Annotated in this window: 11 protein-coding genes; 5 read left to right on the top strand and 6 right to left on the bottom strand. The window is 66.1% G+C overall.

Translation table 11 applies throughout. The features are described 5' to 3' along the window. Window positions 1–121 precede the first annotated feature (121 nt). From ABE571_RS08425 to ABE571_RS08415, 3 genes are all read left to right on the top strand, one after another. Window positions 122–451: a hypothetical protein gene (locus ABE571_RS08425; protein WP_019185526.1), complete on the top strand. Its 330-nt coding sequence runs from the start codon at window positions 122–124 to the stop codon at window positions 449–451. Between the two features lie 40 nt (window positions 452–491). Beyond that, window positions 492–1,424 (top strand): MBL fold metallo-hydrolase, encoded by a 933-nt coding sequence (locus ABE571_RS08420; protein ID WP_313208854.1) that lies wholly within the window; start codon window positions 492–494, stop codon window positions 1,422–1,424. Window positions 1,425–1,495: 71 nt separating this feature from the next. Next, window positions 1,496–3,148 (top strand): M28 family metallopeptidase, encoded by a 1,653-nt coding sequence (locus ABE571_RS08415; protein WP_346481178.1) that lies wholly within the window; start codon window positions 1,496–1,498, stop codon window positions 3,146–3,148. Window positions 3,149–3,167: 19 nt separating this feature from the next. On the opposite strand, the gene ABE571_RS08410 is transcribed toward ABE571_RS08415, so the two are convergent. Together ABE571_RS08410 and ABE571_RS08405 are read right to left on the bottom strand one after the other, a co-directional pair. Beyond that, a complete protein-coding gene (locus tag ABE571_RS08410) occupies window positions 3,168–3,551 on the bottom strand; it encodes a hypothetical protein (protein WP_346493547.1) in 384 nt (127 codons plus the stop codon). Window positions 3,552–3,591: 40 nt separating this feature from the next. Further along, window positions 3,592–4,926 (bottom strand): MFS transporter, encoded by a 1,335-nt coding sequence (locus ABE571_RS08405; protein WP_313208852.1) that lies wholly within the window; start codon window positions 4,924–4,926, stop codon window positions 3,592–3,594. A 178-nt stretch (window positions 4,927–5,104) separates the two neighbouring features. Between ABE571_RS08405 and yedA the strand changes: the two genes are divergently transcribed. Then, window positions 5,105–6,007 (top strand): drug/metabolite exporter YedA, encoded by a 903-nt coding sequence (gene yedA / locus ABE571_RS08400; RefSeq protein WP_313219912.1) that lies wholly within the window; start codon window positions 5,105–5,107, stop codon window positions 6,005–6,007. Further along, window positions 6,004–6,924, top strand: coding sequence for an EamA family transporter RarD (gene rarD, locus ABE571_RS08395; RefSeq protein ID WP_313219913.1), 921 nt, complete (start codon window positions 6,004–6,006; stop codon window positions 6,922–6,924). Before yedA ends, rarD begins: the two co-directional genes overlap by 4 nt. Window positions 6,925–7,703: 779 nt before the next feature. On the opposite strand, the gene ABE571_RS08390 is transcribed toward rarD, so the two are convergent. The 4 genes from ABE571_RS08390 to ABE571_RS08375 form a co-directional block, all read right to left on the bottom strand. Continuing rightward, complete coding sequence (locus ABE571_RS08390; RefSeq protein WP_346493546.1) at window positions 7,704–10,526, bottom strand: TonB-dependent receptor; 2,823 nt, start codon at window positions 10,524–10,526, stop codon at window positions 7,704–7,706. Window positions 10,527–10,610: 84 nt separating this feature from the next. Further along, the gene (locus tag ABE571_RS08385; protein ID WP_146027597.1) at window positions 10,611–10,859 is read right to left on the bottom strand and encodes a hypothetical protein; all 249 of its coding nucleotides are present in this window, start codon (window positions 10,857–10,859) and stop codon (window positions 10,611–10,613) included. Between the two features lie 98 nt (window positions 10,860–10,957). Beyond that, window positions 10,958–12,268, bottom strand: coding sequence for an ABC transporter permease (locus tag ABE571_RS08380; RefSeq protein ID WP_313208848.1), 1,311 nt, complete (start codon window positions 12,266–12,268; stop codon window positions 10,958–10,960). A gap of 10 nt (window positions 12,269–12,278) precedes the next feature. After that, complete coding sequence (locus ABE571_RS08375; RefSeq protein WP_346493545.1) at window positions 12,279–13,439, bottom strand: FtsX-like permease family protein; 1,161 nt, start codon at window positions 13,437–13,439, stop codon at window positions 12,279–12,281. Window positions 13,440–13,442: the final 3 nt, after the last annotated feature.

Here is a 13,442-nt window from a genome sequence, read left to right as displayed (position 1 = left end):
GCCGCTGGCCGGCAACCAGGCGAACGCCCCATCACGCAGGCATCGACCGTGGGTCGATGCAACCGCTATGGCATGATGCCCCTGCACGCCGCAGGGGCGTGTTCCTGCACGGGAGACTGCGATGGCCTGGTTGTCGTTGTTGTTGTTCCTGCCCTGGTTCGTGCTGCTGGGCACGCTGTACTGGCTGTTTCCGCGCCAGCCGCGTGGCACCGCGCGCCGCGTGTTCGATGGTGCTGCGCTGGTGCTGGCCTTCGTGCTGAGCATCCTGGCGATGCTGTGGGGCCACCACATCGGCGTGGTCCAGAACGATGCCGGACCGATCTGGCGACAGGTGCTGGCGGTGCTCTATGCCTACGGTGCATTCCTGGCGGTGATGGTGGCCGCGGTGCTGCTGCGTGGGCCACTGCTGAGCGCGACTGCGACCAAAGCCGCATCGAAGCCGCTGCACTGATCGACGTAAGATGGAGGCGTTTCGTGCCAGGGATGTGTTGATGCACTCCGAGCCCAGCATTCATACGATTGACACCGCGTTCCAGCGCGATGATTTCGATGCCGCCTACCTGATTGTCGAGAACGGCCGGGCGGCGTTCATCGATTGCGGTACCGGCCTGGCCGTGCCGGCGATGCTCGCCGCGTTGGCGCGCGCCGGCTGCACACCCGAGCAGGTCGACTGGCTGATCCTCACCCACGTGCACCTGGACCATGCCGGGGGTGCCGGCCTGCTGATGCAGCAGCTGGCCAACGCCACGCTGGTGGTGCATCCGCGCGGCGCGCCGCACATGATCGATCCGGCCCGGCTGATCGCCGGTGCCACCGAGGTCTATGGCGAAGCGGAGATCGCGCGCAGTTATGGGCCGATCCTGGCGGTCCCTGCCGACCGGGTGGTGATTGCCGAGGAGGGCCACACCGTGGATCTGGCCGGCCGCCCGCTGCTGTGCGTGGATACGCCCGGGCACGCGCGTCATCATCTGTGCGTGTGGGATGCACGCAGCCGCAGCTGGTTCACCGGCGATACCTTCGGGCTGTCCTACCGCGAGCTGGACAGCGCGCAGGGGGCCTTCATCGTGCCGACCTCATCGCCGGTGCAGTTCGATCCCGAGCCGCTGAAGCAGTCGATCGCGAAGATGCTGGCCTACGATCCACAGGCCATGTACCTGACCCACTACGGGCGCGTGGCACCGCCGCGGAAACTGGCGGCGGATCTTGTCGAGCAGATCGATGCGATGGTCGAGATCGGTCGCCAATGCGATGGTCGGCCGGATCGGCATCGCTGCCTGGTCGCGGCGCTGACCGCGCTGTACCTGGAACGCGCGCAGGCGCATGGCTGTCCGCTCGATGATGAGGCGGTGACCCGGGTGCTGGCGATGGACATCGAACTCAACGCCCAGGGCCTGGCCTGCTGGCTGGATCGCGATCGGCGCTAGTGCACGGTCACGGAGGTGTCACGTTACACTCCGGTGTCCTGTTTTCCGTCCTGGTGTCTGCCGTGAATCCGATGCGCATGCTGCTGCTGTCGTCCTGCCTGTTCGTGGGCGGCCTGGCCCACGCCGCCAATGACCTGCCCGGTGGCGGCATCGATCCCCAGGCCCTGTCGCGGCATGTCCGCATCCTGGCCTCGGACGCGTTCGAAGGCCGCGCGCCGGCCACGCCGGGTGAAGAGCGCACCGTCCAGTACCTGATCGAAGAGTTCAAGACGTACGGCCTGCAGCCCGGCGGCGTCGACGGCAGCTGGGTGCAGCCGGTGCCGATGGTGCGTGCGCAGGTCGATGGCCCGGTGCGTGCGCAGCTGCGCCAGAAGGGCAAGCAGCGCGCCCTGGTCAATGGCGAAGACGTGACCCTGCAGAGCCTGCGTCCGCAGGATGCGGTGGCGATCAAGAACGCTCCGCTGGTGTTCGTGGGCTACGGCATCGATGCGCCCGAGCGCCACTGGAACGATTACAAGGACGTCGATCTGCACGGCAAGATCGCGGTGGTGCTGATCAACGACGCCGATTTCGAGGCCGACCAGCCGGGCGCGTTCGATGGCAAGGCGGTGACCTATTACGGCCGCTGGACGTACAAATTCGAAGAGGCCGCGCGCCGCGGTGCGCAGGGCGTGCTGATCGTGCACGAGACCGCGCCGGCCGCGTATGGCTGGGCCACGGTGAAGAGTTCGGGCACCTCGCCGCTGTTCGATATCGAACGCACCCGCGAGCAGGCCCTGGCCCAGCACGTGCCGGTGCGCGGCTGGATGCAGCGCAGCCTGGCCGAGCAGCTGTTCCGCGATGCGGGCCTGGATTTCGAGGCCGAGAAGCGCCGTGCGATGACCCCGGCCTTCAAGCCGGTCGCGCTGGGCGATGCGCAGCTCTCGGTGGACTTCAAGCTCAAGCGCGAGCAGGTGATCACCCGCAACGTGGTGGCCAAGCTGCCGGGCGGCGCGCATGCCGATGAAGCGGTGATCTTCTCCGCGCATTGGGATGCCTTCGGTATCGGCCAGCCCGATGCCAAGGGCGACCGCATCCGTCGCGGCGCGATCGACAACGCCACCGGCGTGGCCACCGTGCTCGAGCTGGGCCGCGTCTTCGCTGCCGGCCCGCAGCCGCAGCGCACGCTGTACTTCGTGGCGCTGACCGCCGAAGAGAAGGGCCTGCTCGGTGCCAGCTACTACGCCGCGCACCCGCTGGCCCCGCTGGACAAGACCGCCGCGGTGTTGAACATCGAGATGTTCAGCCCGGATGGCCCGACCCGCGATATCGCGTCGTGGGGCAAGGGCCGGGTTTCGCTGGAAGGCGACCTGGAGCGCGTGGCCAAGGCCCGTGGCCGCACCTATTCGCCGGATCCGAACCTGGAAGCGGGCTTCTTCTACCGCGCCGACCACTTCGCCTTCGCCCGCCTCGGCGTGCCGGCGATCACCATCGGGCCGGGGCTGGACATGCGTGAGGGTGGGATCGAGAAGGGCCGAGAGCTGCGCGATGCCTACTTCGCTGCCTGCTATCACCAGGCCTGCGATGCGTGGACCCCGAGCTGGGATCCGAGCGGCCACGCCGCCGATACCCTGCTGGTCTACGACCTGGGCGCAGAGCTGGCCAACAGCCGTCGCTGGCCGCAGTGGGAAGAAGGCTCCGAGTTCCGCGCCGAGCGCGAGAAGAGCGAATCGGCGCGCCGTTGAGGCGTACCGTCGGCGGCGCTCAGCGCCGCCGCAACAGACGCCAGGCGCCCCAGCCGCTGGCCGCGAGCGCGGCCAGGTAACAGGCGATCATCCAGCCGAACCGCGCCGGCTGGGTGTCGGCACTGGCGGCATGCCGGCCGAAACGCAGCTGCAGCGCGCTGTGCCCGCTGCCGAGGTCGGCCGCCAGTTGCAGGGCCAGGGCGAACATCACCGCCAGCAGCGCCAGGCCGAAACCGATACGCGGCCAGCGGGCCTGTGCCGATGGCCGACCCAGCACCCACGCCACGGTCGTGCCGGTGGCGAGCAGGGCAGCCCCCCATAACAATGCAGCGCCCGCAGGGGCGCTGATTGCATGAGCAGCGGTGCCGGCCTGGGCGAAGCCCGGGACCAGCATCGCAAGCATCCCCCCACCCCGCGCGATCGCGGGGTGGGCCGTGCCGCGGTTACTTGCGCGTGCCATCAAGCCAGTTCGGGCCCTTGTTGGTCAGGAAGAACATATAGACCACCAGCGAGACGGCGATGATCGCCGTGACGTATACCGCGAACATGCCGACCTGGCCGGTCTTCAGCGCGCCCTGGTACAGCAGCGGCGCGGTACCACCGAACAGCGAGTTGGCCATCGCATACCCAAAGCCCACGCCCAGTGCGCGCACATGGGTCGGGAACAGTTCGGCTTTGACCACGGCGTTGATCGAGGTGTAGCCGGTCAGGATCACGAAGCCGATGCCCAGCACCAAGAAGGCCATGAACGGATCGTGCTGGTTGGGCAGTTCAGTGATCAGGTACCAGCTGTACAGCACGCCGCCGATGCCGAAGAACACCAGCAGGCTCTTGCGCCCGACCATGTCCGACAGCCAGCCGCCGATCGGCTGCAGCACCATCAGGAAGGTCAGCACGCCGAGGTTGATCATCGTGCCGGTCATGACGTCATCGCCCGCGAATGCGCTCTGGATCATCTTCGGCCCGTTGACCGAATAGGTATAGAACGCGACGGTGCCGCCGGCGGTGATCAGGAAGCACAGCAGCAGCGGACGCCACTGGTTGACGAACAGCTCACGCATCGAGCCGGAGGCCTTGGCGCGGCCATCGCGTGCGGCTTCGATGGAATCGGTCTGCAGCGATTCGTCCATGCTCCGGCGCAGCCAGAACACCACGATCGCCGCGATGCCGCCGATGCCGAACGCCACGCGCCAGCCCCAGGCGGAGATCTCCGGCTTGTCCCAGAAGGTCAGCATGCCCAGCAGGGTCAGCTGCGCCAGCACGTGGCCACCGACCAGCGTGACGTAGTGGAACGAGGACAGGAAGCCGCGCCGGCCGGGGATGGCGGCCTCGGACATGTACGTCGCGCTGGTGCCGTACTCGCCGCCGGTGGCGAAGCCCTGCAGCAGGCGCGCGAACAGCAGGATCACCGCCGCCCAGATGCCGATCTGCGAGGCGGTCGGGGTGATCGCGATCAGGAACGAACAGGCGGCCATCACCGTGACCGACACCGTCAGCGCCAGCCGGCGGCCGTAGCGGTCGGCGAAGCGGCCGAAGTACCACGCGCCGATCGGGCGCATCAGGAAGGTGGCGGCGAAGATCGCCCACACGTACATCGTGGAGTTCTTGTCGGCGGCCGAGAAGAACTGGGATTCGAAGTAGACCGCGAAGACCGAGTAGACGTAGACGTCATACCACTCGACCAGATTGCCGGCCGAGCCTTTGAGGGTATTGGAGATGGAACGCCGCAGGGCGGCCCGGTCGGAAGGTGCCGCGGTGGCGGGGACGGATGTACTCATACAGGGTAGGGGGTCCTGGCGGGGAAGCGTGGATTGCTCTTGTTACCTTACCGCACGTCAAAAACGGGTGCGTGTCAGGCAGCACGAGGCGGCCCGGTGAAATCAGCGTGCCAGCACAAGGGGTGCCGCGCCATCGGCAACGGCCTAGAATTCGTGTTCCCCCGCACTGTGGTGGCCCATGGCCGTCCTACCCGAATCCCCGTCGGCCGCTCCCCGCAGCGGCCTGGTCGTCCTGGCGCTGCTGCTGGTGTACGTGGTCTGGGGGTCCACCTATCTCGGGATCCGGCTGGCGCTGGAGGGCGGCGCGCTGCCGCTGACGATGGTTTCCGGCGGCCGGTTCATCATCGCCGGCTCGCTGATGTACGCCGTGCTGCGCTGGCGTGGCTCGCCTGCCCCGACCCGGCGCCAGTGGCGCAACCTGGCGATCATGGGCCTGACCATGCTGGTGCTGGGCAACGGCATGGTGGTGCTGGCCGAGCGCACGGTGTCCTCGGGCCTGGCCGCGACCGCCGTGGCCTCGGTGCCGCTGTGGATGGCCCTGTTCGGCGCGATGCGCGGGCAGAACGCCAGCCGTGGCGAGTGGCTGGGCATCGCGATCGGCTTCCTCGGCGTGGTCTGGCTCAACGCCGGCAGCAGCCTGACCGCCACGCCGCAGGGGTTGATCCTGCTGCTGATCGCCCCGATCGGCTGGGCCTTCGGCTCGATCTGGGCGCGCGGCCTGGATCTGCCCAGCCCGTTCATGACCGCCGCCGGGCAGATGCTCTGCGGTGGCGCGATGCTGATCGTGCTCGGCCTGCTCAGTGGCGAACGCCCGACCACCTGGCCCAGCATGAATGGGCTGCTGGCGGTGGCCTACCTGTGCATGTTCGGTTCGATCGTCGCCTTCACCGCCTACGTGTGGCTGCTGCACAACGTGCGCCCGGCGCTGGTGGCCAGCTACGCCTACGTCAATCCGGTGATCGCGGTGATCCTGGGCGTGATCATCGGCAACGAGCATTTCGGCGGCCGCGACTTCCTCGCGATGGCGGTGATCCTGGCCGGCGTGGTGGTGCTGACCCTGGCCCGGACGCGCGCGAAGTGAGCCTGCCCGCCCAACACAGCCTGCAGGAACAACGCCGCGGGTTCGCGATCACTGCCTTCACCTTCACCCTGTGGGGCCTGGTGCCGGTCTACTGGCACCTGCTCAAAGCGGTCCCGTCGCAGCAGATCATCGCGCACCGCATCATCTGGAGCACGGTGCTGGTGGTGGCCTGGCTGCTGCTGAGCAACGGAGTGGGCTGGTGGAAGGCCATCGCCGCGCAGCCGCGCGCGCTGCCGACGCTGGCACTGAGCAGCGTGGCGATCGCGTTCAACTGGGGCCTGTACATCTGGGCGATCAACGCCGGGCACGTGATCGAGACCAGCCTGGGGTACTTCATCAACCCGCTGGTCAGCGTGGTGCTCGGCGTGGTGGTGCTCAAAGAGCGCCTGCGCCGCCTGCAGTGGCTCGCGGTGGGCTGCGCGGCCCTCGGTGTGGCATGGCTGACCCTCGATGCGGGAACGCCGCCCTGGATCGCGCTGGGGCTGGCCTGTTCGTTCGGCCTGTACGGACTGCTGCGCAAGATGATCTCGGTGGACCCGGTGGCCGGCCTCGGCGTGGAGAGTCTGTATCTGTTCCTGCCGGCGATCGGGTTCGCGCTGTGGAGCGAGAACGGGCACGGGGGCGGTTTCTTCAGCGGCTGGGGCTGGCGCAATGATGCGCTGTTGATCTTCGGCGGTGCGGTGACGGCGTTGCCGTTGATCGGCTTCGCGTACGGGGTGAAGCGGATTCCGTTGTCGCTGGTCGGGATTCTGCAGTACATCGCGCCCAGTATCGGGTTGTTGTTGGGCGTGTTCTTTTTCCGCGAGCCGTTCGATACGGCCAAGGCGGTGGGCTTCGCGGCGATCTGGACCGGGCTGCTGCTGTTCATCGGCGACGGAGTGTGGCGGTCGCGGGTGGGTGGTGCGTTGAAGCGCTGAAGGCTGAAAGCCTGAAAGCCTGAGCCCTGGTTTGCCGGGGTGCGTGGCCAGGCGGGGTGTGGGTGGGTGCGCGGGACCCGCCGTGAACCCATCCATGGCGGCATATGGTCCCGCGCACCCACCCACACCCCGCCTCCGACAGTGGGCTGGTGGCCAAAGTCAAAGCGACAGGCGGCACGGCGCTGCGGCGCCATTGCTGCAGCGCCGAGCGTATTGATCCGGTGGAAGCAACGCCCGTCGAAGCGTAGCGAAGTCATAGCGCAGCCAAGACAGAGGGCGGCCAGGATAGAGCGCAGCCACGACAGAGCGTAGCCAAGCAGGTGGAGCGGAGTCTGTGAGGCAGAGCAAAGCAACGCTGAGCCCATCAAGCTGGGCGGATCAACGCTGAGCAGATGAAAGCCGCGCAGATCAAAGCCGGGCAGATCAAAAGCCGCAGCCGCGGTGCTGCTGTTCCATTGCGCACCAGCCCACTGTCAAAGGGTGGGCACGGGTGGGTTGGCGGGACCGTATGCCGCCATGGATGGCGGCATACGAGCTTACGTGGACGTACTTGCAGCGGGTCCCGCGAACCCACCCGTGCCCGCCCCAACCAGCGCGACCGCAGCCCTACGCGCTTTTGCGCTTTTGCGCTGTTGCTCTGCTGTTGCGTCTCAACTCACACCTCCTGCAGTCTCGCGAGATCAAAAAAAAGACGGCGCCCGAAGGCGCCGTCTTACTTCCACTCAGCGGCTTGGAGAGAGTAAGCCGCAGATCAGAAAAGGTGGATCAGGCGAACCCGATCAGAAACGCTGCTGATACTTCATGTACATATAGCGGCCGATATCGAACCCACCGTAGTACGTGAAGCTGCTGTTCGGCTGGCTGTACATGATCGGACCCTGATGGTCGAACACATTGTTCAGGCCCATCGAGACCGTGCCATTCCACGGCAGCACATAACGCACCTGGATATCGTGGAACGTGTTCGAGCCCACCTTGTTGATGCCCTGGCGGCCCGTGTACGCCGAACTGAAGCCCGGATTGCTGCACTCGGTCGTGTACGCACAGTTCTCCTTCATGCTGGAGTAGTAACGCGCCGTCCAGCCGAGGCCGAAGTTGCCGTACTGATAGTCCAGATTGAGGTTCGAACGCACGCGGAAGTTGCCCTCCCAGCCCGTGTACTGACGCACCGGGGTGGTGTCGACGTTGTCGTTCTTGCGCTCCAGGTAGTCCACGTACGTGGTGTTCCAGGAGACCGCGAACTTGCCGATCGCCAGCTCCGGCAGACGGTAACGGACCGACAGGTCATAGCCGGCCGTTTCCTGGTAGCCCGCGTTCAACAGCGTGCGGTCCAGACCGTTGACCTGACCGATGGTGCGGCCCGACTTGGCACGGGTGAAGCGGTCGCATGCGGCATCCACACCCAGCACGTAGCACTGGTTGAGCATATCCGTGGCCGACTCACCGACGATCACGTCGTTGATGCGGATCTTCCACCAGTCCAGGCTGAGGTCCAGGCCCGAGACGAACTCCGGGCTGTAGACCACGCCCACGGTCCAGGTCTTGGCGGTTTCCGGCTTCAGTGCGGCGTTGGAGCCCGAGCTGAAGTCCGTGCCACCCTGCTGGCCCGGTACCGTCGCGGCGGTGCCATCAGCGGCGAGCTGGCGGAAGTTGGCCGGGACCCCGTTGGCCAGGCAGCGCGCCAGGACCTGCGGGTTGTTGGCAGCCGCGCCGAAGCTGGTGTCGCACGGATCGGTGTACGAATCGCGCGTGCTGGTGGTGCCGCCGTACAGATCTTCCACGGTCGGTGCACGGAAGCCGGTGCCGTAGGTGGCGCGCACCAGCAGGCTGTCGATCGGCTTCCACTTCAGGCCGAACTTGGTGTTCGTGGTCGAGCCGAAGTTGTTGTAGTCCGAATAGCGACCGGCCATGTCCAGCGACAGTTCACGCGCGAAGGCCATGTCGGCCAGCAGCGGGACCTGCAGTTCCAGGTAGACCTCGTTGAGCGAGTAATCGCCCTGGGTCGGCTGGCCGGTGGTGCCGGCGATCTGGCCCTTCTGGACCATCAGGTCCGGCGAGTAGCTGGCTTCTTCACTGCGGTGCTCCACGCCCAGTGCACCCAGGATGTCACCGGCCGGCAGGCTGAACAGCGAGCCGGAGATGTTGGCGCTGGCCACCTTGGTGGTGCTCTGCATCTTGTCGGTGAAGCGGGTGAACAGGAAGTCCTGCACGTCCTGGTTGCTCAGCGAGCCCGGGCCGGTATAGCCCATCGGGGCCAGCGGGTTCCACGGGGTGCAGCCGGCAATCACGTTGCCGACGCTACCGCAATGGGCGACGTTGTTGGCATCCAGGAACGACGGGCCGACCGACTGGTTCACGTTCGGCTGGTACATGCTGCCCGTGCCGATGCGCTCGCCTTCATTGCGGTTGTACATGTAGCTGACGTTCCAGTCCCAGTACCGCGAACCGGTCTCGAAGCTGCCTTCCAGGCCCAGGCTGGCGCGCTTGGTGGTCAGGTTGTTTTCGGTGCCGCGCGGCAGCTCTTCGGTGCGATGCGCGAAGGCAACGTCACGACCGAACGGGTTGAACGCGCTGTCCTTGGACAGCAGCGCACGCGAACCGGTGCTCTGGTACGGGTAGCCGGCCAGCTGCTTGCTGGACTCGCGCTCGCTGTACAGTGCATCGGCGACCAGGCGCAGGTCATCGGTGATCGAGAAGCCACCGTTGGCGAACACCGACTTGCGCTGCAGCCCGGTGACCAGGCTCATGTTGGTCTTGGTGTTGGCGTCGTTGGCCTTGTCCGCCGGCTTGAAATTGCCCAGCTGGGTCGGATCGCCGCCCGGGCCCACGCTGAGGTTCTTGCCATCCACGGTCGCGTAGCCCCACGGGGTGACGCCGCTCAGGCCGTCGCCGGTGTGGCGCGGGCCGTTCGGGTATGCGGTGAACGCACGCGCGCCGCCCAGGACCGGATCTTCGTCGGTGTACTCGCCACCCACGGTGACCCAGCCACGGTCGAAGGTCTTGCCGAAGGTCGCGCTGTAGGCGGTCTTCTGGCCGTCGCCTTCGCTGTACTGGCCGACGTAGGCGCTGACTTCGGCACCGTCGAAGTTCTTGCGGGTGATGATGTTGACCACGCCGGCAATGGCGTCCGAGCCGTACAGGGCCGAGGCACCGTCGGTCAGCACTTCCACGCGCTCCACGATCGAGGACGGGATCGAGGCCAGATCGGAGTAACCGCCGGCGCTGACGCCCATGCGGCGGCCGTCGATCAGCACCAGGCTGCGTTCCGGGCCCAGGTTGCGCAGGCTCACGTACATGCCGCCGAAGTCGCGACCCGATTCCAGCGAGGAGGCACGGCTCATGCTCGGCGAACCGGCGGCGGTGACGTCCTGCAGGATGTCGGCGACGTTGACGTAGCCCTTCTTCTCGATCTCGGCGCGATTCAGCGCGACGACCGGCTGGGCCGATTCGACACTGGCCTGGCGGATGCGCGAGCCGGTGATCTCGATGCGATCCAGGTTGGTGGTGCCGTCATCGGCACTCTGTGCGAAGGCGGGGACACTGCAGCTGGCGACAAGCGCGATGGCGATCGCGTTGCGCAGCGGATTGGTCTTCAAATACATCCGTGCGTTTCTCTTTCTCGGTAAAAACATTCGCCCGTTGGGGCGGCGTGGGGAACAACACACCACGACGTGGGGGGCGGGAGTCTAATGACTTTTCAAATTTTTTACTTTCATTTGAAAGCGTAAAAACCGCTGTAAATGAACGATTGCTGACAAAACCACGCATTCAGACGAAACCTTTTTCACATCGTCGTGCAGCGCGAAGACAACAGCACCCTCGCGGTGGGCCGAGGCAGCAATAGCGGCGACGTGCGAGGCAACTTGAGTGCGTGCGGCGTGTCGTCGCAGCGCGCGTACAGCTGCGCGATCGACAGCTAAACGTGCAGTGAACACGCACGCACAAAAAAAGAACCGCACTCTTGCAAGTGCGGTTCCAGGCTTGGTATTTCGCGTGCGCGATCACGCGCACGCGCGTTGTTCAAACGTATCGCTCAGGTCTCGCGCAATGCCGTGGTGATCGGCAGCCGCGCCGCGCGCAGTGCCGGGAACAGGCCGCCGACCAGGCCGATGCCGAGTGCCCACTTCAGGCCCGTCCACAGCAGCTGCGGGGAAACCTGGAACTGGAACACCACCTGGCTGAAGTTGTTGCCCAGCGTGGAGACGGTGTAGTTGTTGAACACCAGCCACGCCACCAGCCCACCGAGCAGGCCGCCGAGCAGGGCCAGCAGCATCGTCTCCAGCATCACCGCGGTCACCACCGGCACGCCGCGGAATCCAATCGCGCGCATGGTGGCGATCTCTCTCGCGCGCGTGGCCACGGCCGCGTACATCGTGTTGAGCGCACCGAACACCGCGCCGATCGCCATGATCGCGCCGATCACCGTGCCCAGAATGCTGATCAGCTTGCTCAGGCCGCCGGACTGCTTGCGGTAGTAGTCACGGGTAGTCTCCACATCCAGCTTCAGGCGCGGGTCCGCCTCCATGGCGTCCTTGAACTGCTTGAAGCCCGCCGCCCCCTCGGTGCGCACGTTGACCGACTGATACGCACTGCGGTTGTAGGTGGTGGACAGCGTCTGCGTGTCCGACCACAGCTCCGACTCGTGCACATCGTTGGAGGCGAACACGCCCACCACGGTCCATTCCTGCTTGCCCAGCTGCAGGGTCTTGCCGATCTCCAGGCCCTCGAACTGTGCCTGCGCGCCCTTGCCGACCACGATTTCGCGCAGGCCGGGCTTGAACCTGCGGCCCGCGATGATGCGCACGTTGTCGCGTACCGCCCACGCCTGCTCGCCGACGCCACGGAACTGCACGTTGGTATCGCTGTGGTCGCTGCGCGAGAGCAGGCTGATCACCTGCGACAGCTCGGCGGAGATCAGCGGCTTGCCGTCGCTGCCACGGGCCACGCCGGGCAGGTTCTCGATCAACGGGACCTGGTCGCGCATGATCACCGAGTTGGTTTCCGCCTGCGAGCCGCCGCGCAGCACGATCGCCACGTCATCGCTGCCGCTGCGCTCCAGGGTGGCCTTGAAGCCATCGCCCATCGCCAGCATCGCCACCAGCACGCCGACCACGCCGGCGATGCCGACCACGATCACCGAGGAGGCACCCCAGCGCTGCGGCAGGCTGGCAATGCCGATCCGTGCGGCTGCCAGCGACAAGCGGCCACTGCGGGTAAGCACCAGCCACGCGGCCAGCAGCACGGCGATCGCCAGCACCATCCACCACGGCAGCACGATCCACACCACCAGGGCGACCAGCAACGCCACCACGGTCACTACGTTCCACATCCAGTGCGTTTTCATGGTGGTCTCCTCAGCGCCCGGCCAATGCATCGACGATCTTCAACCGCTGCGCCCGCAATGCCGGCAGCAGGCCCACCACGATTCCGATCACCGCCATCAGGCACAGCGCCACCCCCCACGTCTGCGGTGGCACGCCGGGCAGGCTGATCATGCCCTGGCTGCTGGCGCTGATCACGGGCATCACGATCGAGGCCAGACCCATGCCGATCAGCCCGCCGAGCACGATCAGCAGCACCGACTCGACCATCACCAGGACCAGCACGGTGCCATCCTTGAAGCCCAGCGTCTTGAGGATCGCCAGCTCCGGGATGCGCTCGCGCACGGCCTGGGCCATGGTGTTGCCAGTCAGCAGCACCAGGGTGAAGAACACCGCGGCCATGATGCCGGTGACGATCAGGCCGATATCGGCGAACTGTTTCGCGAAGGCCTGCGAGAACGAGGCCTCGGTCTGCGACTTGGTCTCATGATCGGAGTTCAGCGACAGCGCATCGATCGCCTGCGCCACGCGTGAGGCATGGGCAGGGTTCTCCAGTTGCACGGTATAGAAACTGACCTGGTTCTTGATGTAGTCGTTGGATTCATCGAAGTAGCTCCAGTGCAGCATCATCTGGTTCTCCGCACCGGCGTTGTTGCGGTCCCTGGCCCGGAAGATGCCGGTCAATTCCAGCGGCCAGTCGTTGCTGCCCTTGCGCGGGAAGATCGTGGCCTGCATCGGAATGGTGTCGCCCAGCTTCCAGCCGAAGCGCTTGGCCAGGGCTTCACCGACCAGTGCACCGGTCCGGGTGTTCTTGAATGCCTCGGCCTGCTCGGGCGGCAGCTCGAACTCCGGGTACAGGTCCATGTAGTTGTCCGAGACCGAGAAACTCGGGAAGAAGTTCTTCTGGTCCTGGTAGATGCCGCCGAACCACATGGCGTAGTTGACCTTGCGCACGCCCGGGGTGGCTTCGATATCGCGCAGCAGCCGCAGGGGCAGGCTCTGGGTGATCGAGAGCTTGGAGGAGACCACCAGCCGCTTGGCGCCTTCGATGGTGTCACCGCCGGAGTTGAACGCCACCCGGACCGAATCGAGCATGCCGAACAGCAGGAAGGCCGCCACCACCGACAACAACGTCAGCAGGGTGCGGGTCTTGCTGCGGAACAGCTGTGCCCAGACCAGCGAGAAGTATTTCATCGC

Origin of the sequence: Stenotrophomonas sp. TWI273, assembly GCF_039674765.1 — a bacterium.
Classification (GTDB): domain Bacteria; phylum Pseudomonadota; class Gammaproteobacteria; order Xanthomonadales; family Xanthomonadaceae; genus Stenotrophomonas.
The sequence above is the reverse complement of the archived record's forward strand: the minus strand, read 5'-3'. Positions and strand labels throughout refer to the sequence as shown.

Bases quoted from the DNA above. Each gene is read 5' to 3' on its own strand.
- ABE571_RS08425 (WP_019185526.1), top strand. From the start codon at position 122: ATGGCCTGGTTGTCGTTGTTGTTGTTCCTGCCCTGGTTCGTGCTGCTG.
- ABE571_RS08420 (WP_313208854.1), top strand. From the start codon at position 492: ATGCACTCCGAGCCCAGCATTCATACGATTGACACCGCGTTCCAGCGC.
- ABE571_RS08415 (WP_346481178.1), top strand. From the start codon at position 1,496: ATGCGCATGCTGCTGCTGTCGTCCTGCCTGTTCGTGGGCGGCCTGGCC.
- ABE571_RS08410 (WP_346493547.1), bottom strand. From the start codon at position 3,551: ATGCTTGCGATGCTGGTCCCGGGCTTCGCCCAGGCCGGCACCGCTGCT.
- ABE571_RS08405 (WP_313208852.1), bottom strand. From the start codon at position 4,926: ATGAGTACATCCGTCCCCGCCACCGCGGCACCTTCCGACCGGGCCGCC.
- yedA (WP_313219912.1), top strand. From the start codon at position 5,105: ATGGCCGTCCTACCCGAATCCCCGTCGGCCGCTCCCCGCAGCGGCCTG.
- ABE571_RS08390 (WP_346493546.1), bottom strand. From the start codon at position 10,526: ATGTATTTGAAGACCAATCCGCTGCGCAACGCGATCGCCATCGCGCTT.
- ABE571_RS08380 (WP_313208848.1), bottom strand. From the start codon at position 12,268: ATGAAAACGCACTGGATGTGGAACGTAGTGACCGTGGTGGCGTTGCTG.
- ABE571_RS08375 (WP_346493545.1), bottom strand. From the start codon at position 13,439: ATGAAATACTTCTCGCTGGTCTGGGCACAGCTGTTCCGCAGCAAGACC.